We start from the raw sequence: 23,797 nt of genomic DNA on the forward strand, positions 1-23,797 counted from the left end.
TCGAGCATGATCGGTGTAACGAAAATCGGCAATGCTTCCCAAGCATTCGACTACTACAGCGAGCGTGACGATTACTACCTGTCCGACCAAAGCGCGGCAGCGTGGTATGGACTTGGTGCAACGAAATTGGGTTTGTGCGGTGACATCAATCCAACCGACTTCCGTGATGTGCTGGCTGGCACGTTTGGAGCGGCGGCCGTCAAGAATCCTCAGCGTCATACGCCGGGATGGGATGTGACTTTTAGCGCGCCAAAGAGCGTGAGCATTGCGGCGCTGGTGAACAAGGATGAACGCTTGACGGCCGCACACGACACGGCTGTCCGGGCGGCACTCGATCACATCGAAGCGCACGCAATCATCACTCGCCAGCGCGATATGGCCGACGGCTACGCATACCGAAATACAGGAAACCTTGTCGCCGGTGTCGTCCGTCATTCGACGTCGCGCAACCTTGATCCACAGCTTCACAGTCATGCGGTGATTGCCAACTCGACATACGATCCGGTGACTGGACGTTGGACAAGCATCGACAGCCGGCAAGGGCTCTATTCCGCCCAGGTCGAGACCAACAATGTTTACATGAACGCACTCGCTGCCGGAGCGCGGCAAGCAGGCTATAACGTCGATTGGACGGTGCATGTCGGCGGGGCCGTCAGCTTTGAGTTACGGGAGGTTCCCAAGGAACTGTGCAACGATCTTTCGAGCCGAAGGAACGAGATCGATGCTGCCTTGGCCGAGCGGGGGCTGAGTCGTGACGATGCGAGTGCAGCGGCCCGTGAGGCCGCCACACTCGATACGCGCAAGGCGAACGAACACCTTCCGCCGGGGCAACTGCATCAACGCTGGGAAGCACAAGCAGTGCAAGTGGGATTTGCTCTCGGCCGTCGACCTTCCGGCCGGAACTTGGCTGGCGATTTCGAGCATACCGTGGTGGCTGCGGATGCTGCCGTACGTGATGCAATCACCCACCTCTCTGAACGCGAGACGCGCTTCACTACGCGCCAGATTCTTGCGGCAGCGCGGACGTTCTCACAGGGCAGGGCTGATGAATTCACACTGGGAAAAGCGGTCCAACTCGCTTGTACGAACGGAGGGCTGATCTCCCGCGAGACGCTACAAGACGTGCCTGGCGGTCGCCGCGAATACGTAACTGGGTTTACCACCCAAGCGGGCGAGGAAACCGAACGGCAGATGCTGGCGGCAGCGAAGACTATCGCTGTGGCCGGCGAAGGCCAGATACGGATCGGAGAGAAACAGCGCGGCGACAATTCAAAGGCCTCCATTGATGCGGCGATTGAGCGTCAGGAGGCGCGCAGTGGTCATCCGTTCTCCGAGGAGCAGCGGGCGGCTGTGCAAGGCATCCTGTCGAGCGAAAGTGGCCTCCATGTGATTCAGGGATTCGCCGGCACCGCCAAGACGACCACTGTGCTCGCCACTGTTTCGGAGGCAGCACGGGAAGCGGGCTGGACGGTACGGGCACTCGCGCCGACCAACAGCGCGGCCCAAACCTTGGGCGATGCCATTGGTGCGGAAGCACAGACTGTCGCGGCGGCCAACCATTCCCGTGAACGCGCAGGCCAGCATGGGCAGCGTGAGGTCTGGATCGTAGACGAGGCAGGCATGGTGAGCGCCGGCGACAAGCGCGACTTGCTCCAGCTTGCGCGGGAGCGCGGCGCGCGCGTCATTCTCGTTGGTGATGACCGGCAGATCGGTAGCGTGGGGGCGGGGGCCGCCTTCGAGCAGATCAAGGCGGTCCACCTCGATGCAACCCACGAACTGACCGACATCAAACGCCAGCGGAGTGAGCGTCTCCGCGGAGCTGTCTACGATGCGCTGAATGGACAGGTGGCCGATGCGCTCGACAAGGTGGATGTGCGCGAGCATGCCTCGGCAGATGAGGCGGCGAAGTGTGTCGCTGATGACTACATGCGCGAGACGGCTTCGGGGAGGGACACCCTCGTTGTGACACTTTCTCGTGCCGACCGCGATGCGGTCAATGAGGCAATCCAGCAGCGTCGCGTGGACGTTGGTGAAGTCCAGAACACGAGGCCGGTTACTACGCTGCGAGACCGGCAGATGACCGAAAAGGAACGGGCTGATGCCGCTCGGTATCACGTTGGCGATGTCATTGAGGCTGGGCGGGACTATCGTGGTGGCCCGAAACGGGGCGAGCTGGCTGAGGTTGTCCGAATCGAGAGCGGTCGGATCACTGCACAGTGCTCGGATGGTCGCGAGTGGACGTTCGATCCAGCCAAATCGAACAGGCTTCAGGTGAACGAGGCAGTGCAATCTCGGATTGGCACCGGGGACAGGATCGTTGCCAAAGGGGCTATCCGTACCGAAGCTGGGGAGCGGATCAAGAATGGCGCGGATTTGGTTGTTGATTGCGTGCGGGACGATGGCCGGATTGAGGCCACGGATACTGCTGGCCGACGTCACACTATCGACGCCCGGCAGGGGGCGAAGATCGACTTGGCCTATGCGCAGACTGCCAACCAGGCGCAGGGGCGGACGGTGGACGTAGTGATTGGTGTCATGCGATCAGGGCAACGGAAGCTGGCAGATCACGCACGGTTCTATGTGGCGCTGTCCCGTGCAAGGTTGAGAGCCATTCTCCACACCGACGATCGGAAGAAACTTGCGGCACAGATCGAAAGCCGTTCCGGTAGGAAGGAAACGGCGATGAAGGCACGCGATATCTCAGTCGAAAGGCAGAGCAGTGGCCGGCGTTCGGCGTCAGTGACGCCTGACGCTGAACGTCGGCCCGCGCGCGTAGCGCGCAGCCAACAAGTCGAGCGAGAGGGCCCGGGTGAACAGCCGCGAAGCAGCAAGTTGCAGCTGTATGCCAGTGCGGCGGGGCACGCCATTGGGGCGGGTGCTGAGCGCCTAGGAAATCGGATTCGGGACTACTCCGCCAAGGCACCACGGCGGCGATTTGATCGCACGACAAAGCAAATGCTCCGCAACATCGACAAGCAGGCGCAGGCAAAACGGCAGTCGGCTTGCAGGGGACGGAGCATGGTGAACCCTGTCCGCCATGTGAAGGTGGCCGTTGCCAATGCGAACGCAGAGCGAAGCAACGCCAAGGTCAGGGGGATGCAGGTAGTTGCGCACGCCCGCTGGGAAGCTGCGGATGCTCGCCGGAAACAGGGATGGCAAGACCCGAAAGCACGAAAGCTCCTGGTGCGATCGGAGGACGGGCGAACGGCGCGTAGTACCGATGGCGGCCGTACATTCACAGAAGAGCGTGGCATCAAGGGCTTTGTCGACCGGCATCAAGCAGTAGTGGCGGCGCGCCGTGAGGCGGCTCTTGAGCAGGGGCAGCGTGAGCACCGCATGCGTGGCGGTGGCGAAACTGCAGACAGTCGGGAGCTGGCGCGGCGTGCCCTGCAGACGCATCAGGCAGACCAACAGCGGCTCATCCAGCCGAAGAGGGACTGGGATGCAATGGCCTCCAAGCACGGCGTGGAATACGACCGACATGGTCACCGATACGCGCACGATGGGAAGGGTGGTCTGCACAGCGAGGCGCTGACCAAGCGCGATCACGCGATGAATGAAACGCAGCGGGGCAGGGAGGTGCGCAACCAGACCAATGGGCGCACCGCAGGTGCTGTGCGCGGCATGCTGGCTAGGCGTGCCGTTGAGAAGACAATCAAAAGCGAACGCGAGGCGGAAATTCAGCGGCTTGATAGGCTCGCGGGCGGCGGCGCGGAACCTAAGACGACGATGGCCGGGCCTGGATCGAGACATGAAGATGTCCAGCAAACGGCCTCACAGCGCAGAGCGGAACCTAAGACGACGAAGGCTGGGGCTGGATCGAGGCATGAAGATGGCCAGCAAGCGGCTCTGCAGCGTGGAGCGGAACCTAAGACGACGAAGGCTGGGGCTGGATCGAGGCATGAAGATGGCCAGCAAACGGCCCCACAGCGCGGAGCGGAACCTGAGACGACGAAAGCAGGGGCTGGATCAAGGCATGAAGGTGATCAGCAAACGGCCTCGCATCGCGGAGCGGAACCTAAGACGACGAAGGTTGGTGCTGGATCAAAGCATGAAGATGGCCAGCAAATGGCCTCACAGCGCGCAGCGGAGCCTAAGACGACGAAGGTCGGCGTTGACAAGGGTCAGAAGCCAACGAACCGCGGACACAGAGCCGGGCGTGACAAAGGGCTCAAGTGGTAATTCCATACACGGGTGATGCGCCGCCGAGGCCTAGTGCGCATTCCGGTCTGGTTGGCAGCTCGTTCTGATGAACGCTGATCATCGTACCGACGCTGATCGAAGATACCGAAAATTCGAGATGGCCCAGATATTTGGGAATGTGGGTTTGCAGTAACCCGGAGTTTTCCCATGAGCCGCTGTCGACTCCCCCGTAATCTTGATCCAGGCATAACTGCAGGTCTCCGGGCAAACTAGCCCCAAGGAGACCAAAGATGCGCAAGAGCAAGTTCACCGAGAGTCAGATCGTCGCGACGCTGAAGCAGGTCGAGAGCGGTCGACAGGTTAAGGATGTGTGCCGCGAGCTGGGTATTTCAGACGCCACCTATTACGTCTGGAAGTCCAAGTACGGCGGTATGGAGGCCTCGGACGTGCAGCGACTGCGTGACGTCGCGGCAGAGCACGCCAAGCTCAAGCGGATGTATGCGGAACTGGCGATGGAGAACCACGCGTTGAAGGATCTCATCGCAAAAAAGCTGTAGACCCGGCGCACAAGCGCCCGTTGCTGGCGTGGTTGATGAATCACCACGGCTGGAGCGAGCGTCGGGCCTGTTTGGCGATGGGACTGTCTCGGTCAACGGCGCGCTACCGGCGCCGGCCGGATCGGGACGAGAAAGTGATCGCACTGCTCGCCGAGTTGGCTGAGCGGTTTCCTGAGCGCGGCTTCGACAAGCTTTTTCAGCTGATTCGGCGTCGCGGTTTGGTATGGAATCATAAGAGGGTGTGGCGCGTGTATTGCCTGATGCAACTCAACCGCCGCCGCCGCGGCAAGAAACGCGTGCCTAACCGGCATCCCATGCCTTTGGTGGCCGGCGAGCAGATCAACAGCAGTTGGTCGATCGATTTCATGTCCGATGCCTTGTGGGACGGACGGCGCTTTCGGACGTTCAATGTGCTCGACGATTTCAGCCGCGAAGCACTGGCGATCGAAATCGATCTCAACCTGCCTGCCACGCGCGTCATTCGCACGTTGGAACGTATCGCGGCCTGGCGTGGCTATCCCACCAAGTTGCGCTTGGAGCGCGTAGCCTGCCCTCGGGGCACAATGGCCCAGAGTTTGTTGCGTTGGCGTTGGCCGAGTGGGCAGAACGCAAAAGCATCACGTTGGACTTCATCGAGCCGGGCCGGCCGATGCAGAACGGCTTCATCGAACGCTTCAATGGCAGCTTGCGGCGCGGCGTCCTCGATATGCACGTCTTCCGCAATCTCACCGAAGTACGTGAGCAGGCCGAGCAGTGGCTGGCCGACTACAACACCGAGATTCCCCACGACAGCCTTGGCGGGCTGCCGCCCGCCGAATTCCGCCTTCAGAACGACCCGGCAACCTCTAATTTAGCGTGGCACTGATTTATGGGAAGTCGACAGGATCACTTACTGCGTGATGTCACGGAGCGTAAGCTTATTTAAAAAACTGCAATAACGCCCAGCTGATAATCAAAGAAAAGTAACCGCACAAATACCAAAAGCCTTGACTGAGTACTGGCTCGCCGGAAAATTTTGAAAATGGACTGAAATGAGCAACAAAAAAATCAGGAAAAATCAAAAATGCAGCACCGACGAAAGGAAGGGCGACGACATAATAAGAACCGCCACCATGTCCAAGTCCTGATGCAATATTGGAAGAAGATGCTGAGGCAATATTAGGAAAATATCGACTAAGGTGTGCGACGATCCATATCCAAATGAATACTACAAGAAAGCCTATAGCCCCATTAATTAATTTTGCCACTACACATTCCCCATATGTCTAAACAAATAACATTTTACTGTAACTTGTTAATTTTTTTGAATAACTAATTATTAAAATTTACTTACGTATTTTGCGCATCGATCAGTGAAGAATTATTGGATATATGGCCATTGTGTTAATTAATATGTGTACAAGCATAGACGGTATTAAAGAAGATGTTTTCTTAACAAGTATTCCAAGAAAAACGCCAAGAAGAAAAAGGTATAGAATTCGGCTTAGCTCAAGGTGTAACAACGCAAATAGGATGGCCTGAATTAAAATCGCGGTCATCGCAGAAGACCTTTCCAATAAAGCTTTGAATAGCACGCCACGAAAGAAAATTTCTTCGATTAATGGCTCAATAAATCCTATCCAAATGAGGATCCACACTCCGCCCCAACGACCCAGTTCTAGAGAGATAACTTTTAACTCTGCCACTTCTTTAGGCATGAGATAGGAAATTGAATTTACGTTCAAGTCACTGTAAAAATTATTCTTTATAGCGTCTAAAATATAAGAGCAAAAAGGCCTTATTACATAATGAAGGGATAAGTAACTAAGGAGAATAATAGTTAAAGTTAATGGAAAAGACGTTTTTGGCATCGCTACCCAAATGCTTCTCCAGGGTCGCCCTCGCATCAAAGCTATGACTACTAGCGCTAGCGCGATTTCGAAGAAAACGCTTTCAATGTAAAAATGCCAATTTATTGCCCCCCAAACCTCAAGTACGAGCGGGTCAGGATTAGTTTTGCATCCAAGCCCAACATAAATTATTAATGCCGTCGCTGATGCAGCCAAACCAGCACAGATAGATAATGTAAAACCAAAAGACTTCGCTTTGATTTCGGTGCATTCTTCAACTATTTGATTTTTCTTTGACAGAAAAAATAATGCTGCTATTGCTATTGCTAATAGCAAAAGTCGGTATGGCCATGGCTTAAAAATTATCTGTAGCACTGACCATAGCGACATGTGTTAGTTCACTTATCTATCTGAGAGATGCGAGCGAATGCTATTCCACTTATAGCCTAGCTTGATGACGCGTGACATCTTGCGCCATCGGGGCTTAGGGGCATTTCTTTTTGCCCAATTTCTTCTGTAAGTAGGCCTTCCAAGCTTGCTCAAATGAACTGCCGTATTGAGACCAATCTATTCCGGCAAACTGAGAATATAAATGGTCTTGTGGATCACCAGTGCCCATTTGTTCGTTATAATCCGCTTGCGCCATGGATTTTTGGAAACTACTAATGGCGATTGCGCCGCCAGCAAGATCCCCGCCGACATCTCCAATCGCACCCTCGCCGTCAGTGAGTACCGCTGCGGAAGTAAGATTCGTCGCACCCTGAACAGCGTTCTCAGCCTGTTGCTTTTTAACACTATCGTCCTGCAAACCTAGAACATCGGCGCTGCTCACCGGGTTGCTGAGAACGTAGGCATAGGTATTGATGCCTCCCATCAATCCGCTGGGGTCACTCTCTATATAACGACCTAAGCCTGAGCTATAGTCCCGATAGCCGTTGTTCCACGTTTGCCTTTCGGCATCGTAATACTGTCCCGGAAAACCCAGGTTCAACGTAATGTTTGCCGTGGTCACCTTCTGCGTAAACGGGAAGTTCTGCGCCAGCCACATCACGTTCTGCGAGGCATCCGTCACCACCTCCGTGCGCCCCACTTGGTCGTCGTGGATGGCACTGACCTGGCCGGCGCTAATCCGACCGATCAGTCGTCCGTTCAACCGCACATAGTCGACCCAGGTACCGTTGTCGTCCTCGGCCAATAATGTGCCATCTGTGCTGGGCGCAAAGTAGGTGGTGCCGGTCGAGCCGCCCATCTTGCGCAGGCGCTGACCTTCCGGGTTCACATAGTCGGTGGCACCGCCGGCCGCGTCGAGTCGGATATAAGGGTCGTACTGATAACTCGATGCCCCGTTGACCAGGGTAGTGTTGCCGTTGGCGTCGTAACCGTACTGGGTGCTGGCGCCGCCACTTATCCCGGTCAGCTGGTTGCTGGTAGGGCTGTAGGTGTAGGTCTGCGTGACGCCGTTGACGGTCCCCGTGTTCCGATTGCCGTTCGCGTCGTACTGGTAACTTTCGTTTTCTACACTGGAATACACCGACGTCAGACGCGACACGTAGTCGTAGCCGAAATTCTGCGTCAGCGTGTTATCGATGCCGTTGGTGATCTGCGTGATGCGATCGGCCGCGTCGTAGGTAAAGCTCAGGCTTTGCTTGCCCGGCACATTGATACCCGTCAGCCGCCCGTCCGTGTCGTAGCTCAGGCTGTTGGCCAGCCCATTGCTGGACGTCCAGGCGGACATCGCCATGTCCATGGGGCGGTACGTAATAGCCGTCGCGCCATTGACGGAGGTGCCTGCGACCTTAAGGCTGACGCTAGCGACGGCGCCATTGGTATAGGAGTAAACGGCCTGGTTGCTGTCGGGGTAATTCACCACGGTCACGCGACCCATGGCGTCATAGCTAAAGCCCAGCGCATACGTCGTGCTGCCCATGGTAAAGCCACGCCCGCCGGTCCAGCCTTCCGGCGTATAGCTATACGATGTGGCCCCTGTGGCGTCGCTATCCGAACACAGGCGACCCAGGCCGTTGGTGCAGTTGTCGTAGGCGTAGGTCTGGGTCAGCCCCCCGGCGCTCACGGTGGTACGGCGGTTGATGCCGTCATAGCCGTAGGTGGTCTGGACCCCATCGGCGCGTGTCATGCCGGCCAGCCGGCCGTAACCATCGTAGGCGTAAGTGACGGTGCCCGTATCCGGGCTCACTTGTTGAAGCAGGTGGCCCAGACCGTCGTGCGTATAGCTCGTGACGAGACCACGCGGATCGGTGACGCTCGTCACGTGATCGCCCGCGTCGTAGGTCATGACCGTGGTGACGCTCTGGGCGAGTAGCGGAGGTGAGCAAAGCGCCATCAGTAACGCTGCTGGCAATAGCTTGAGAGCGAGTGGCGATGTCTTCGGGGCGGCCATGGTTTCCTTCCTTGAGTATCCGGTGCCGCGCACGGTCGGTGTGATGAGACGTGGTTTCATCAGTTCGTCCCCACCACTTTCGCCGTGAGCGTGCAGGTCGAGCTGGACACGTTGGCTCCAGCCGCATTGAAGAAAGTCACCGTCAACTGATATTGCTCACCGTTGCCGTTGGACGACGCGGTGTACAAACTGGTGACATAGTTACTGGAAGGATTGCTCGTAATGGCTACTGGTGAAGCAGCAGGATTGACCAACGTACCTGTGGACGCCGAATCACCCGCAGGCGGGCCGATAAGCGTCCAGACGTACTGGACGGTGACCGCCGTAGCTGGCACGGCGCCCGAAATCAGCACGGCATGCGTTGCATTGGGCTTAGATCCCCAAACATCCCACGTCGTACCGCTCACGATTTCGAAACCGATCGACGCACTTCCGCTGGCTTTAGAAATGGCATAGCTCTCGGTGTACGACTGACCATTGATCGAGAGAGGCACGGGAATGGTCACCACGGTTGTCGCCGTGCCACTGAACGGCCCGCAGCCAACGGCGTCGCAGGCCTGTACCCGGTAGCCGTAACTTCCATTCGTTTCGCCGCTGACCGCCAGACTGGCCGCCGCCGAGTTCTGCAGGGTTGTCCAGCCGCCGCCGTTGACCTGCTGCTGCAGGAGATAGGCACTCGCGCCGGTCACGCCGCCCCAGCTCACGGTGTAGCTGCCGGTAGCGTTGGTGGCTGGCGCGCTCAGGGCGGGAGCGGCGGTAGGCGCCGTAACGGTCACCGTACCGGTGCCACTCCAGGGGCCGCAACCGCTGACATTGCACGCCTGTACCCGATAGCCATAACTGCCGGCGCCCCGACTGGCGGTGCTCCAACTGGCCGATGCGCTCGCTTGCACCGTGCTCCATCCGCCGCCGTTGACCTGCTCCTGCAAGGTGTAGCTGGTCGCCGCGCTCACGCCGCCCCAGCTGATCGTGTAGCCGCCGGTGTAGCTGGCGCTTGGTACGCTGAGCGCCGGCGCGCTGGCCGGTATCGGCGGAATGGCGACCGTCACGGAGGCCGTGACACTCCACGCACCACACCCGGAGCTATTGCACGCTTGCACGCGGTAACCATAGGTGTTGTTGCTCTTGCCCGTGGCCGCCCAGCTGGTCGCTGCGCTGTTCTGCACCGTAGCCCACGCGCCACCGTTCACCTGTTCCTGCAAGGTGTAACTAGTGGCGCCGCTCACCGCACTCCAGCTCACGGTGTAGTAGCTCACATTGGCGCTGGTCGGGACGTTCAGAGTCGGCGCGCCGGCAGGCTCGTTCACCGGCACTTGGAAACTACCTGCGTTGGCCAGGGCGAGGTTGGCGGCCCCTATCGGCGAAATACCGTAGAGATAGATCGCCTGACCGGCGTATTGGCTGCGGGTAGCGACGGATAGTGGAATGCTGTAGCGGTAGCTGCCGCTGCTCACATCGCAGGCACTGGCGACCGCCGGCTCGCTGGTTTGGTTGGCGGTGTAACGCCCGATGTCGGTACCCGTGCCGGCCGGTCCACCCAGATACAGATCCACGCTGATCGACTGCGCTATGCCTGTGGAACACGCCCAGCCCGTCACGGTGGCATTGCCCGACCCGTCGATGGAGACGCCGTCAATGCTACCGGTCACCTGCGTCACGATCACGCTGCCCACATTGCTCCATGGGCCGCAGCCGCTGCTGGTACAGGCTTGGGCGCGGTAACCAAAGGTGGCGGGGCTCTTGCCGCTGAGCGCCACGCTGGTGGCACTGCTGTTCTGGATCGTCGTCCATGCGCCGCCGTTGGCCTGCTCCTGCAGGATATAACTCGTGGCGCCGCTCACGGCCGTCCAGCTGACGGTATAACTGCCGTTGCTGCTGTTCGCTGGCGCACTGAGCGTCGGTGCTGCCGTGGGTATCGAGGGGCTCGCGCCGCCGCTTTCCACGGTCTGCGTGAGGCGATCGAGGTGATCGTACTGGTAGTTGATCACATGCCCAACGGCGTTGGTCGTCGAAAGTACATTGCCGTTGCCGTCATAGGCGTACGTCAGCGTCTGGCCGTTGTTACCGGTCTTTTGATACAGCCGACCCAGAGCGTCGTAGGTGGCAGATTCTTTGAGGCCGACGTCGCTGCCGCGCGTCACGATATGGCTGGTGACATCCCCGTTAGGATCGTACCCAAACGTCTCGGTCGACGTACCGTCCTTATCGTTATGGGTGATGGTCTGCACCATCATTTCCGCATTGCGATTCCAGGTGGTCACCTCATTATCCGGCGTGGTAAGCGTGTAGAGCAGCCCAAAGCCGTCGTAGGTATAGGTCCATGTTGCGGCGGTGCCATTGGGATGCGTTGTTTTGGTGCTGATGCGACCACGCGCGTCGTACACGAAATCAGTAGCGTCCCCGTTCGGACCGACAACGTGCTGTGGCTCACCTAGACCGTTGTAATTGCTATACGTCGTCGTGTGACCTAGACCATCGGCAAACGAGCTGACGTTACCCAGCGTGTCATAGGTCGTCACATCGGTATCGCTGTTGTTCGGTGACGGGCGGGTCACCGACATCGTCTGCACCATGCCGTTGGCGTACAGCGTGTAGTTGTACTGCGTCGTGAGCGTCTGATTGGCGGTGCCGTTGGCCGACAGGTTGGTGACCGACACGGAGGCCACGCGGTTCTGTGCGTTATACGTGTAGGCCGTCTTCGACCAGCCTTCGACCGTCGCACTCGTCAGGCGGTTAAGTTGCGCGTTGGGATCCCACACGTAGTCAGTGGTGCGTGCCTGCGATGTGCCATAGGCTTCGGTCTCTGTCTGCAGCTGACCGTTCGCCGCGTACGTGTAGGTGTGCACATTGCCGTTGTTGTCGACCGTCTGCGACAGATTGCCGTTGTTGTCGTACTGGCGCGAGTTCACCGTCGCGCCACAGTCGGCTACCGCATTATTGCTGACCGAACTCAATTGGCCGTTATAGCTGCCGCCCGTGCCATAGGTGCCATCATAGGTTTGCACGGCCTGATGACCTAAAGGATTGGTGACCGTCGCCTGGACGTTGCCGGCGCTGTCGGTCGCATAATTGATGCTGATGTTCTGACTGCCATCCGCGAGATAGGTACTGGTTGCCCATCCATTGAAGGCGCTGGTATCCGTTCGATACGACGTGTACGCGTAGGGCGTACCGTTGTAGTCGACTTCGCTGAGACCGCCGTAGAAGCTAGTAGCGTTGTACTTAAAGTTGATCGTGGTCGCTGGCGAGCCCGGAAACGCAATAGAATCGTAGTTCGCTTGCGTTTGGTGCAGCGTGTAAGCATTGCCCGCGGGGTCGGTGACTACCACCGGCGACGTAAAAACGGACTTGCCGTTGACGACTGTCGTTGCACCAGGCCCCTGCGCGATCGTCATGGACTGACCGTTGGTGTGTGTAATCGTCAGTGTCAAGATGCCGTTGGCCTGAGCGCTGCTAAACGTCCAACCAATGCCGGAGGCATCCTTCGTGGATATCAGGGCGCCGGTGCTGCTGAAAACCTTGGTGGTAGCATCCTCGTCCTGCAGCGTGTAGGTAGCCGAGGCGCTGTTGTAGGTTAGCGTCGCCAGATTACCGGCACCGCTCTCGGTAAACGGGCCCTTACCTGCCGTCCCATTGAAAAGGATGGTCGATCCATCGGCACGATAAAACTTGACGCCTGGGCAAGGACCGCCGTTGTAATTGGGGTCATAGCCACAGGCCGTGTCCAGCGAATAGTAGGAATCGTCCGACCAAGGATTGATCCCCCGATTATGATAATAAAGCTCGTATTTCAACCCCATCTCACCAGGCAATGAAAAGAGGGTGTACGTCTCCAGTTTGGTGCCTTTGCTTACATCAATCGGAGCTCCTTGATAATTTCCGCTACAAGGACCGCCATTCGGGTCCTTCTTAGGGTCGGTGGAAGAGTTTTTGGGATTGTTGAAGGAAAACAGGTGACCATTAGTCCAGCTGATCAGGCCAGCGGAGCCTGGCGTTAGGGAAAAACCTTGTCCCCACGTGGACGATATATCAAACGGTTTGTAGGCCTGCTCGTTTACAACTACTGGTGGCAAGGGAGTAGTAGTAGGAGGAGGGCCATTAATTTGCTCGGAGGAGTGCGGACCATCCAGTTGTTGCGCCATCGCGATTTGCGACACGCCGAAAAATAGACAGGCGGTCATAAGAGTTATCTTAAATCGAGATTTAAACACGGGTTCCCCCCACACAGGATTTTGAGCGGTAAATGTCTAGAGTCGTTACGCGATAGCGTTTGATCGATTTATCGTTGGAGTCGTAGGCAACGCGCACGAGCAGCGTAGGAAAGCTGACAAGGCCCTCAGCCATGGAAAAGACTCACACGGCTACATGTGAGCGGAGAACAGTGATATTTTTATTGGCGCCGATCGGCAGCCGCTATAAAAGCGCTGCGCGCGCAGTAGGCCCGCCTGCCTCGCTACGCGCCCAAACGAAAACGTCCGTATCATCACTATCCCCTATGGATGACTGATTGCCGTTGCGGCGATGAGTCGTGCGCGTATTCTGCTACCGCTAGGCGGGTAGTTGTCAACACGATTTATCAAAGCCGCGCTCGTCCGAACGCCAGCAGCGACAGCTTCTTTCTGAGAGTAATGGGCAGGAGGCAGCCCGCGAAAACTCCTAATAGATAGGTGGGGCGTTTCGCTCCGCAGTCATAGGAGCGACGAGGGTGTCGGATGAATATCACCACTACGAAACCACAGATCACGGCATTCCCACATCGGCCGAGGAGCACGCGTGGCTGAGCCGCTTCGAGGCACCAGGCGTATTCCCGGCGTCGATGGACGAGGACGCACGCGAAACCTATGTGCTGTGGGCATTGATCCAGCACAAGCGCCGCCGATGGCGTAAATGCGCACGCTGGCTACGACCTTCACTGCTACTGCGGATGCAGGTCGCGTTGCGGCTGATGCTTATTGCCCATCGACCGAAGGGTGAGGAGGCCTGACATGCAGATCAAGGTTCGCATCGAGGAAATCGCGGCCGGTGCAGTACTTGGCGCGTCGCTTGGGCTGGCTGTTGCGACGCCCTTTGCGGTTGGCATGCCGTCACTGATTCCGACGTTCGCTGCTGGGGGATGGGGCTTCGTGCAGAGCGCCATCGCTTTTTGTCTCACTTGTGGTGGCGCGGCTCTTGGCGGCTGGCTGGCCAGCACGCAGGAGCGCGACTCGCACAGTCGTGGAGCGCGCTATTACTCCGATCCAATCGCTGCGGTACGGGCGCTACAGGAGGGAGAGGTAAAGCAGTTCAGTGCTGGGCAGCAGAGAGGAGGTGTGCGCGGTATCGAAATCGGTGGCGTCCATCTAGCCCGGTCACGCGAAGTGGGGCATGTCTATGCCGTGGGTCTGCCAGGTAGCGGCAAGACGGTGCTACTGACGAGCATCATCGACCAGGCTATTACTCGCGGTGATCGAATCATCCTGCATGACCCGAAAGGGGACTTTATCGAGCGTTATTACAACGCGAAGTGCACGGTTCTTCTTGGCCCGTGGGATGAACGCGCGGCAGTGTGGGATGCGAGTGCCGACATTGACAGCCCGGCACTCGCAGACGAGTTCGGTGCAAGCGTCGCGGGTCGAGGCGAAGGTCAGAACAAGGTCTTCCACGATGGTGCGGGTGTGGTGATCGCCGGCCTGATCCGCGCGGAACTGCGTCATGGTTTTGTATGGAGCTGGAAGGATCTTGCCAGTTCGCTCAGCGGCGATCCCTTCACGCTCATCCGTCGCGCTGCAGAGGGTAATGCCCAGATAAAAACGCTCATGCCAAGTGCGTTCATCGACGCGGATGAATTGACGCAGGGCGAAAAGGCTGTGTTGTCGGTCATGGCTACCGGCACAACGTGGCTTCTTAACTATGCCGCGCTGGACGCTACGGACAGCGACAGGGAGCGCTTTAGTCTTCGGCGTTGGCTATTACGGGAAGCCCATGACGACGTGCAAATCGTTGTGCTGAACAGCCATACGGTCTACCAGACGGCTTGCGAAAGCATCTTTGGCGCGATGCTCGCCAGCGTAGCAGCCATCGCATCGAGTCCTCTCTTGCCGGAAATCAGTGCCGACTCCGCAGGCGGATATTGGAGTGTGTTCGACGAGTTTCCGCAGCTTGGTGCAACGGCGCTTGCGAAGATTCAGCAGATTGCGGAGCTGGGCCGATCGCGTGGCATGCGGATGGTCACGGCGTTGCAGGACGAATCCCAGTTGTCGGCGAAGGTGGGCGGTGAGAAGGCCGCGCCAATGCTTGCCATGCAGTCCACTCGGATCTACATGCGCAGCAGCGACAAGACCGCCGAGGCAGTCTGCAAGCGTGTGGGTGAGCGGGAAGTCATGCGGATCAACTCGACCGCCGAAAGTGGTGCCGTGCAGGGAAAGACAAAGCAGGTGGTGCGCGATCCCGTCATCCACCCAGGTGAGCTGATGGGGTTACGCGTGCGTCGAAAGGAGCCGCCGGTGGGCGTCGAACTGGTCATCCACATCGAAGACACGCTCGGCAAGCTGGTGCAGTCGTTCCCCGAAGCTCGCAGTGCAGGTGCCGCACGGCTTATCGAGTCTGCAACCTGGCGCAATGGTTCTTTGCCTACGGCAGCGCCTGCGCTCGTGCAGCCAGCCTCGGAAGGATCGGCTGCGGGTTTTCCTTCTGGGTTCGATGACGAGGGGGACGAGGCGGAATCTGAGGCCGAGCAGATGAACGCTGAAAACGGCCCTCTCAACTTCCTGTGATCCTGGAGACTGAATATGCAAAACGCGCTCGAAGGTTTCCTGATCCGGTTGCTTGTTGCGGCACTTCTGTGCTGGATCGGGTTCCTCTATTTCGACATTGTGTTGCCTACCGGGCCGGCCATCGGCATCGCACTTTTGCTGGCAACTATGGAGCTGTTCGCACCCATGCTGGCTGGACGACAAGGTGCGGCAATCCGCTGGTTATTTCGGGTCGCCATGCCGCTTGTGGCGTGGCCAGCGCTCACGTGGCTGGCATTGGCGCATATCACGAACCATGGTGCTGCGGTGACGGCCGCTGCGGCGGGTGCCAGCTTGGTCGGCCTTGCGGCCGCTGGTCATGGACAGGGCAATGAACACGCACGTGCGGGTGTGGCGTTGGTGGCCAGCCTCATTCCATTCATTGCACTGCTCGAAGCTTTGCTCAGTGGGAACGCCGTCGCAGCGTCTGTCGGTTGCATAGCCGTCGCCGCCGGATTCTTTACAGCGAAGGTCGCACTTGTTTGGCCCGACCGGCATGAACGCCTGATGCTGGTTGCCGCGATGGCAGCAATGGCGGCGGGTGTGGCCACAGCGCTGCCGGTGATGCTCTGACGTGATCGCGAAAACATCCAATAGGTGAGAACTCGTCGTGGACGGAGATCCGGGACGCGCGACAGTTCGATATCCCCTGCATGACACGTCCGCCGGATCGTGCGTGGCGTGCGTCATCACCAATGAGCCAACCACGATGCTTCACGCCTTGCTCTCTTCCATCATCCACGGCCTCATCTACGCGACGATCTTCAAAATCGTGAGGCACCTTGGGTTGCCTGCGACGCTTGTTTTCGCATGCGCTGGAATAGTCATCGTCTTTGTCATCGCAGGCCTTACGCGCGGCCGTCGCCGTCGCTGGTAAGCCATCGGGAGATCCAAACATGAGCTACAGCCCAGTAAATCGCAGCACTCTAAAGAAGACTCGCCAGGCGATGCGCATGCGGTATCTGAAGCGTGATCCGTCAGGGCCCAAGATGCGACGCCTTGATCTTCTGCTGTCTAGTGAGACCTTCGGGAAGCTGGAAGAAATCATGGACAACACAAACATGCGCCGCCGAGAAGCGCTAGTGGCCATGATCGATGCCTACCACAGCCGCGTCATCGCAGGAGAAAGGTAAGGCTATCCGTGCTTGGCTGTGGGCCACCACACCAAAATCTGCTTTCACATTCAAAGGAAAAAGCGAAATGAGCACCTATCAATCCGTCACCACATGGCAAGCGGAGGACTTCGAGGTTGAGGTTTACTACGGTTTCTTCTCCACGGTCGCCGAAGCGGCCGAGATGGCCCGTGACGGCATCAAGAGGATCTTCGTCGACGGTCTTTGCTTGTGGATCGTTCTTCGCAATGGCACTCGGGCGCCTGTGCGTGACGGTGGTTTCATCGTGCGGCGGCTGCGCGAAGGGGCCAGGAACGAGGCGGGGCAGCGCGTGCTGACCATCGACGACTTTGATGTCATCCCGATGACCGCCGAGGCCATGCGCAATGAACCAGACATGCGTAGTTTCGGATCGCTGTCCTACGGCGTTATCGACGCCAATGGCGAGCCGGTAGCGCTCCCTCGGCAGTACTGACCAGGAACGCATGACCACCATGCTATGTGGTGGCCCACAGCCAAATCCGAATAGCCAAAAGTAATTGTATGTGAGGTAGCAGCACTCAGCGGTTTGATTCATTGAACGCGAAAACTCGCAACGGGTGGGACATCAAAAGGAGACCCACCCATGCGACACATTCCAATGTTTACGGCTGCTGCGGTGGCAGCTGCGATCGCAGCCTGCCTTGCACCAGCGTCAGTCCACGCGCAGACCACCGGCACGCAAGTGACCGATGCTGGTGGGTATGCTGCCGTGTGTACAGGCGGTACCGACTCCCAGGGCAACCCGACGCCTTGCGCGGCCACCGCCACGAATTCGAACGGTGCGCAGGCCACCGGCGTCGATTCGAATGCGTTCGGTATAAGCGCCTCCGCCAGCGGGACGGCCAGCGTGGCCGTGGGCGAGTACGCGCAGGCCAGCGGCATGTCCAGCACAGCCATCGGCCAGCAGGCTACGGCCAGTGGGATGGCCAGCACGGCCGTAGGCGAGTTAACGGCGGCTAGCGGCGTCTTCAGCACGGCCATTGGCGTGCAGGCCACGGCCAATGGTTCATCGAGCGTCGCCGGTGGCTTCAATGCGCAGGCCACCACCACCGATGCGCTCGCAATGGGCGACGATGCAATTGCTGGCAGTGCCGGCGGAACCGGCGAAATCGCGCTGGGCTCGGATTCGGCGGCCACCGGCCCGCAGAGCATCGCGCTGGGCTACGGCGCACAGGCCACCGGCGCGTGCAGTGTCGCCATCGGCATGGACAGCGTGGCGGACGAAGACGACACTGTGAGCGTGGGTAGTCCGGGGAACACGCGCCGCATCGTTAACGTGGCCGACGGCATCAACAGCAACGACGCGGTGAACGTGGAGCAGCTGACGCCGGGCCTGGCGACATTCGGCGGCGGCGCCACCTTCAACGGTGGTGTGTTCACCGCCCCATCGTATGTCCTGACGGCGCTGGGCGCGGTCGGCACCTACAACAACGTGGGCGGCGCGCTGCTCGCGCTGGACAACGGCTTGAACACCGTGAACACCCTCGTGGACAACATCCCGGCCGGGCCGGCGGGGCCGGCTGGTCCCGCCGGCCCCGCCGGCCCGCAAGGCCCCGCCGGCACCAGCGATCCGCTGGCCGTGAACTACGACAGCAGCAGCAAGACCAGCGTGACACTGGCGGGTGCAGACGGCACGCAGATCCACAATCTGGCCGCCGGGTCGGCCGCCACCGATGCCGCCAACGTCGGCCAGGTGCAGGCCGCCCAGCAGGCCGCCGTGAGGACCGCCGACGACTACACCGACACGCAGGTACAACAGGTGCGGTCGTGGGCGCAGAGCTACACCGATGCACAGACCGCGGCGGCGCTGCACGAAGCGAACGCCTACACCGACTGGAAGTTCAGCCAGCTGGGTGAGGCCGTGGCGCGTGTGGCGGCCGAAGGTAGTGCCGCCACTGGGATGGCCAGCAACTTCATCGGCGACAACAGCATGGCTGTCGGTGCGGGATTCGCGGGAGGCCACAGTGCGGTCGCCGTCGGCTATCGCCATGTGCTCAACAGCGGCGTGTCATTTTCGATCCACGGTGCCATCTCTGGCTACGAGCGGACGATGGGTGCAGGTGTTGGATACAGCTGGTGATGAGTGCACCGGCGAAGCCCGGCAATTGTCGGACTTCGCCGGTCTTTGTCGTTGTCTGCCGGCATTTGCTGGGGGACAACGGGCCTTGACGTGCAATGCCGGGAAATCCCGATCACGAAAACTCCTAACAGATAGAGGCGGCACTCGGTTGCCTCACCTGACCCGGAGAATTCCAGTGCGCATAGAAACCCGACTCCACGATGATGAACCGGCCGCCGTCGCGCTGCGTGCGCTGTCCCCTCGCGATCGCGGAACCGCGATTCGTTTACTTATCCGCCGACATCATCATGAATTGCCAGGTCTCATTGGCTTGGCGCCCCAATCGAATACCACGGTCACGCCGCAGCCAGCCCCGGTTCCCAAATCACCAACACTCGCGGAGCCATCGACGGACGAGCCCGCGCCCGTGGTGGAAAAAAAGTTACTCACGCCAGAGAACCTTCAAAAGGTGATCAACCAAGCGAAGAGCTGGCAAAAGGCGGTGATTGCCGTGGGATTCCTGCTCGCTGGTATTGGCGGATTCGGCGCGTCGGTGCCTGCGCACGCGGCAGACATCCTGCTCGATGTGAACACGGTCAGCATCCACGGCGAACAGTGGGCACGTCACGACCTCAACCAGATCAACCCCGGCCTGGGTATCACCTATCGCCCTGAGGGAAGCGCGGGAGACTGGGCGCTTTCAGTGGGAGCCTACGACAACAGTTATCGACGTCTGACGGCCTACGCCCTTGCAGAGTGGACGCCAATCCACATCGGCAACCCGCAGGGCTGGCACGTGGATGCGGGTTTGTCAGGTGGTGTTGCGTCCGGCTATCGCCGAAGTGAGATCCCGACGTCGCCGGCGATGGGCACAGCGTTGTTTCGAATCGAATCACCATCGGGCATGGCCGCGAGTTTTTTTGCTGCCCCCAATTTTGGTGCGCGCGCGAGCGGCTTCATCGGGCTGCAGATCGGTGTTCCTCTGTGACCGAGGCCGTTTTTGTATTGTGCGAGAAAGGCGGTGTCCGACAATGGATTTCGAGAGGTAAGAGCGCAAAGCGGCTTCCAGCTCGCGCATGAAATCGCCTCGATCCAGGACTCCAGGCGTCCTACCCCGTCGGTCGCCTTTTCGCTCAAGCGGTCGCAGAGGCAGTACGCGTATGCAAGGGCGTTCCGACGCCCAGCGCCGGATTCAGCCGACACGGCTGAACCGGACACTGAACGTCTTCACTCAAGAGCCCCCTTGCATCCGCTTCCTGCCTCTGCGCCCGTCGCTACAAGGCGACCGACGGGGCAGGACTTCAAATGGAGTGCATAGGTGTGATCGATCAATTTCAAAAGCGCGCGAGCCTCCAGCCAGAAGCCGAAAAGCAGGCTCCCTCCGAGGCAGGACGGGAGAAGCCGAAGCAGCAGCCATCTCACGACCAAGAGGCACAAGACATGACCACCATGACGCATCCGGCCAGCATGTCCATCGAGCAGCGCGACTACGCACGCCGCCGCAAGCGCGGTTACTGCACTTCACTGAACTTGGAGCACACCATGAAGAATCTCATCGACACCATCGCCGACCTGGCCAACATGGTGGCCGGCCTCGCCATCGAGAACATGCGCGTCCTGCTGTCAGCGACCGCTCTCGTGTCGCTTCTGATTGCCGGGCACATTGAGGTTCGGCACGTGGTGGCCGAACAGAACGCGCAACAGACCATGTTTGAGCAGTTCACCAAGTCGGCCGCACAGGCACCGGCGCCGGCAGCTACCGCTGCCGCACAGAAGTGGTGCCCCGTGGATAACTGGCCGTCCAACTGCCAGTGAGTCTTTTCGCTGCGTGTTGACCGCGAAAACTCCAACAGCGGGGGGAGGGGCTCGATGGGCATTGGGCACGCGGGTATCAAGGGTGGGCGCAGATGGACGATGCATCGTCAGAACTTGTCGCCTCGATACACCACTTGCTGGGACGAGCTGCGTGCCGTCAGTTGACTTAGTATCAGCTCGAACCCCTTAATCCACAGGGGGAAGGCATAAACGAGGGGGCGAGGAACGTGGCAGTCATAGTCTTTGCGCTGCTGGGCCTGGTGGTGCTTGCTGGCACACTTGCGGCCTATCACTGGCTGGGTGGTTTCGGTTCACCCTTTTCCCACCACGTCTCAGATTGGGCCAACTTCTGCACCTATGTCGGTGGGGTGGCTGGCCCGCTATTGAGCTTTCTCGCGTTGATCGCAGTGGTTTGGACGTTGCGCTTGCAATATGCGCTGCTTGAGCGTGATCGGGAGCGTCAACTGGCAGATCGCCACGTCCGTTGGCTAGAGGCGGTCTACAAGGATATGCAGGATGTGCTTCACGCACCTCTGGTTACGACGTTGGGCGCGGGGCGGTTACGAGCATACATGCTGTGCTCACCAAAGAGGTCGACGTAAAAGCGGTCAACTCTGTTTTCTTCAAGACAAGAATCGCTGAATTGATGGGGCTGCTTAGTCAGTATTGCGAAGCGGTTGCCCTCTATAGGGATAACATCACGGCTTATTTCGACTTGAAGATCTTCGTTGATCGTGGAGCAAGAGTTCTCGACCTCATCAAGCCTTTCAATGCTGCGCTTGGCACTATGTCGCCCATCACCATCGAGTTCTGTGATATGCACCTTCGGGGAGAACGATCACGCAAAGAACCCGAAGCGATGAAGCGACGCACACGTCGGTCTTGAATCGATGTGTCTACGCCTTAGTTGCTCCAATGTGGTTTGTCCCATGTGCCGCTGACGCAGATGCGGTACTCATTAGGCTGACGCTGAAACACTGAGTGGGCACCGATCCTCTTCAACAGGGCATAGCGCGCCTGCGCAAGCTTGACGATATCGCTCCCTTCGCTGACGCGGTATAAATCGAACGTGATGCGATTGATCTGTGGAGCTTGCTCTGCCACCAGTCGAGCGAATCCGCGTAGCACGGTCTCACCCAAGCCGCTGCCTTTTAGGGAGCCGTCCAGTGCGAAGTGGTCGATATGCAGGGTGTCGCCGCTCAGAGACATCGATTCGAAGGTCGCGACCGAACTGCCTGCCCCGTCCTTCACATAGCAGTCCGAGGCAGGTGGACGATCGTCCGGTATCAGTTCGTAAGGAGTGCGGCCAAAGCCGATAAATTTGATCGCTGCTGCGGAGTCGTCGTTGCTCGGCTCGGTGCTCATTCTGTTGCGGCGATAGAGGTTCCAGGCCAGGAGGCCACCAGTGGCGAGTACGCCGAGGATGTATAGATAGAAGGCCACTATGGCGCTGCCCTTGAGTCGACGATCTTGAGAAGATGAGATGCGACGACAATTATTTCACGTGCTTCGTCGCGCGTAATATCCATTTTTCGATGCGAGCTCGGGTTTTTATAGCTGCCGATCGCGCCGACCATCAAGTTCATCAACGCTTGGCGTTCGCCGGCTTCTTTTAACTTACCGTTGGGCGTAGACCGAGAGCGGCAGCGACTTCGGTCATTGCTTTCCGGGCGGCTTCTTCCCGCGCTGCCCGCGCGGTTGGATCGGCTTCGATCTCGGCTTGTTTTGTTTTGGCGTTTCGCCTCAAGGCTTCGGCGTGTTCCGCGCATTCCGCTCGCTGCTTTTCTTGGCGGGCGCGCAAGATTTCGTCCCACACAGGTCCGGGTGTCGGCTCTCTGTGCCGGCCTGTCCTCGGCACAATCTGCGTTCGAACTACTGCCACCGCCGTGGCAATCTCGCCCGCGTTGGCATCACCCTCGATCCGCTCAGCTTCGGGCCGATCATCATGATCCTGCTCGATGTAACAAACGATTCCACTTGGTCGCCGGGTTTTGGGCTTACGCTGCTTGTCGGTTGCAGCAGCAACGTCACTGGCGTTCCCGCGTGCTGCTGCTTCATTGTTGGATCTATATGGTGGTTCCTGGGGTGACACAGGTGTCACCCCAGCCCGTGTCACAGGTGCCACCGCCCCGGTGACATTGTGCCGGGGGGGAGGGGGTGACATTTTGTCAGGGGGGATCATCAGCGTATAAACGTTGGACGTTTGGCCTCCATCTGAATTTCTTTTATCTGCTCTGGCTTGCACCAGCCCCGCGGCTTCAAACGCCCGCAGAGCGCGCTGGACAGTGCGTACATCAACCCGCGAAATTCGAGCAAGTCGACTGATGCTGGGCCAGCATCGGTCGTCGTGGTTGGCGTGGTCGGCGAGCGCCAACATAATCACCTTCCGGGTTGGGGGAAGGTCAAGCTCGAATGCCCAGTTCAGCGCGCGCACGCTCATGGTCAGCCAGCCCCCCAGCCAATACCGGCAAAGCTTGCTTGCCCACCGACTATCGCCCGGCGAACACGCGCGGCGGCTCGGCGGTCGGATTGAGGACTAGTCCCTCGACGGCGGCCCCTGCTGCTGCTCGTCGACATCGCTGCGGCCAGCAACTCAGCTGCCTCGATCGCGCCCGGAGTGCTCGGATCCCAATCGACAGATCGCGCCGATTGCCGATCGCCCTCGATCTCCAATGCGCGCTTGATTTTGTCAGCGGGTTGCGGGCCTCTGCTTCCCCCGTACCATGAGGGATCGTGCATGGCCAGCCACATCGAACTCAACGAATCTAGGTCGCCGGCCAAATTGTTCCGGCGGCCAATCTTGATCCATTGCTCAATTTTGGCATCGTCGGCACCCAGTTCGGATTTGATTAACGCCGTGAGCACGAGTAGATCCGTGTGCTTCATTTTGGCGCCCTCCGCGTCGTGCCGCGCGGCCGGCCGGGGGCGCGCCTCGTACTCGTAGGTGGTGCAAGTGGAGGAGGTGGCGCGGCATTACCTCGCAGGAGCTCTGCAACTGCGCCGGCGGTGATGTACCAGTGCCGGCCAATCCGAACCGGTGCGATCGGCAGAGTGCCGGCAACAAGACGCGCG

General features: G+C 59.0%; 18 protein-coding genes and 1 pseudogene. 12 read left to right on the forward strand and 7 right to left on the reverse strand.

The window, feature by feature from the left end; genetic code table 11:
* Positions 1–6 precede the first annotated feature (6 nt).
* Both mobF and HDE78_RS17635 read left to right on the forward strand, forming a co-directional pair.
* Positions 7–4,182, forward strand: a complete 4,176-nt coding sequence (mobF, locus tag HDE78_RS17630; RefSeq protein WP_179481910.1) for a MobF family relaxase — start codon at positions 7–9, stop codon at positions 4,180–4,182.
* Between the two features lie 251 nt (positions 4,183–4,433).
* Positions 4,434–5,565, forward strand: a pseudogene (locus HDE78_RS17635) (IS3 family transposase).
* Positions 5,566–5,617: 52 nt separating this feature from the next.
* On the opposite strand, the gene HDE78_RS17640 reads toward HDE78_RS17635, so the two are convergent.
* The 4 genes from HDE78_RS17640 to HDE78_RS17655 form a co-directional block, all read right to left on the reverse strand.
* On the reverse strand, positions 5,618–5,947 hold the full coding sequence (locus tag HDE78_RS17640; protein WP_179481911.1) for a hypothetical protein: 330 nt from the start codon (positions 5,945–5,947) through the stop codon (positions 5,618–5,620).
* A 102-nt stretch (positions 5,948–6,049) separates the two neighbouring features.
* Positions 6,050–6,919 (reverse strand): CPBP family intramembrane glutamic endopeptidase, encoded by an 870-nt coding sequence (locus tag HDE78_RS17645; RefSeq protein ID WP_179481913.1) that lies wholly within the window; start codon positions 6,917–6,919, stop codon positions 6,050–6,052.
* Positions 6,920–7,013: 94 nt separating this feature from the next.
* Complete coding sequence (locus HDE78_RS17650) at positions 7,014–8,987, reverse strand: RHS repeat protein (RefSeq protein WP_179481915.1); 1,974 nt, start codon at positions 8,985–8,987, stop codon at positions 7,014–7,016.
* A complete protein-coding gene (locus HDE78_RS17655) occupies positions 8,987–12,721 on the reverse strand; it encodes an RHS repeat protein (protein ID WP_179481917.1) in 3,735 nt (1,244 codons plus the stop codon). The genes HDE78_RS17650 and HDE78_RS17655 overlap by 1 nt, the downstream gene beginning before the upstream one ends.
* Before the next feature lie 911 nt (positions 12,722–13,632).
* Here HDE78_RS17655 and HDE78_RS17660 point away from each other — a divergent pair.
* The 10 genes from HDE78_RS17660 to HDE78_RS17710 all read left to right on the forward strand — a co-directional run bounded on the left by HDE78_RS17660 (position 13,633) and on the right by HDE78_RS17710 (position 21,611).
* Positions 13,633–13,911, forward strand: a complete 279-nt coding sequence (locus HDE78_RS17660; protein WP_179481919.1) for a hypothetical protein — start codon at positions 13,633–13,635, stop codon at positions 13,909–13,911.
* A gap of 1 nt (position 13,912) precedes the next feature.
* A complete protein-coding gene (locus tag HDE78_RS17665; protein ID WP_179481921.1) occupies positions 13,913–15,679 on the forward strand; it encodes a type IV secretion system DNA-binding domain-containing protein in 1,767 nt (588 codons plus the stop codon).
* A 15-nt stretch (positions 15,680–15,694) separates the two neighbouring features.
* On the forward strand, positions 15,695–16,270 hold the full coding sequence (locus HDE78_RS17670; RefSeq protein WP_179481923.1) for a hypothetical protein: 576 nt from the start codon (positions 15,695–15,697) through the stop codon (positions 16,268–16,270).
* Between the two features lie 323 nt (positions 16,271–16,593).
* On the forward strand, positions 16,594–16,830 hold the full coding sequence (locus tag HDE78_RS17675; RefSeq protein WP_179481925.1) for a hypothetical protein: 237 nt from the start codon (positions 16,594–16,596) through the stop codon (positions 16,828–16,830).
* Positions 16,831–16,897: 67 nt separating this feature from the next.
* Positions 16,898–17,284, forward strand: coding sequence for a hypothetical protein (locus HDE78_RS17680; protein WP_179481927.1), 387 nt, complete (start codon positions 16,898–16,900; stop codon positions 17,282–17,284).
* Positions 17,285–17,434: 150 nt separating this feature from the next.
* On the forward strand, positions 17,435–18,931 hold the full coding sequence (locus HDE78_RS17685) for a YadA-like family protein (RefSeq protein ID WP_179481929.1): 1,497 nt from the start codon (positions 17,435–17,437) through the stop codon (positions 18,929–18,931).
* Positions 18,932–19,106: 175 nt separating this feature from the next.
* The gene (locus HDE78_RS17690; RefSeq protein WP_179481931.1) at positions 19,107–19,898 is read left to right on the forward strand and encodes a hypothetical protein; all 792 of its coding nucleotides are present in this window, start codon (positions 19,107–19,109) and stop codon (positions 19,896–19,898) included.
* Between the two features lie 332 nt (positions 19,899–20,230).
* The gene (locus tag HDE78_RS17695; RefSeq protein WP_179481933.1) at positions 20,231–20,725 is read left to right on the forward strand and encodes a hypothetical protein; all 495 of its coding nucleotides are present in this window, start codon (positions 20,231–20,233) and stop codon (positions 20,723–20,725) included.
* Positions 20,726–20,952: 227 nt separating this feature from the next.
* The gene (locus HDE78_RS17705) at positions 20,953–21,327 is read left to right on the forward strand and encodes a hypothetical protein (RefSeq protein WP_179481937.1); all 375 of its coding nucleotides are present in this window, start codon (positions 20,953–20,955) and stop codon (positions 21,325–21,327) included.
* Positions 21,303–21,611 carry a hypothetical protein gene (locus HDE78_RS17710; protein WP_179481939.1) on the forward strand — a complete coding sequence of 103 codons (309 nt, stop codon included), beginning with the start codon at positions 21,303–21,305 and terminating at the stop codon, positions 21,609–21,611. The genes HDE78_RS17705 and HDE78_RS17710 overlap by 25 nt, the downstream gene beginning before the upstream one ends.
* A 17-nt stretch (positions 21,612–21,628) precedes the next feature.
* Here HDE78_RS17710 and HDE78_RS17715 read toward each other — a convergent pair whose 3' ends face one another.
* The 3 genes from HDE78_RS17715 to HDE78_RS17725 all read right to left on the reverse strand — a co-directional run bounded on the left by HDE78_RS17715 (position 21,629) and on the right by HDE78_RS17725 (position 23,611).
* Positions 21,629–22,168 (reverse strand): hypothetical protein, encoded by a 540-nt coding sequence (locus HDE78_RS17715; protein WP_179481941.1) that lies wholly within the window; start codon positions 22,166–22,168, stop codon positions 21,629–21,631.
* Between the two features lie 169 nt (positions 22,169–22,337).
* On the reverse strand, positions 22,338–23,165 hold the full coding sequence (locus HDE78_RS20870; RefSeq protein ID WP_218862501.1) for a helix-turn-helix domain-containing protein: 828 nt from the start codon (positions 23,163–23,165) through the stop codon (positions 22,338–22,340).
* 2 nt (positions 23,166–23,167) lie between these two features.
* A complete protein-coding gene (locus tag HDE78_RS17725; RefSeq protein ID WP_179481945.1) occupies positions 23,168–23,611 on the reverse strand; it encodes a hypothetical protein in 444 nt (147 codons plus the stop codon).
* Positions 23,612–23,797: the final 186 nt, after the last annotated feature.

It is taken from the genome of Rhodanobacter sp. K2T2 (assembly GCF_013408815.1).
In the GTDB taxonomy this organism is placed as follows: Bacteria; Pseudomonadota; Gammaproteobacteria; order Xanthomonadales; family Rhodanobacteraceae; genus Rhodanobacter.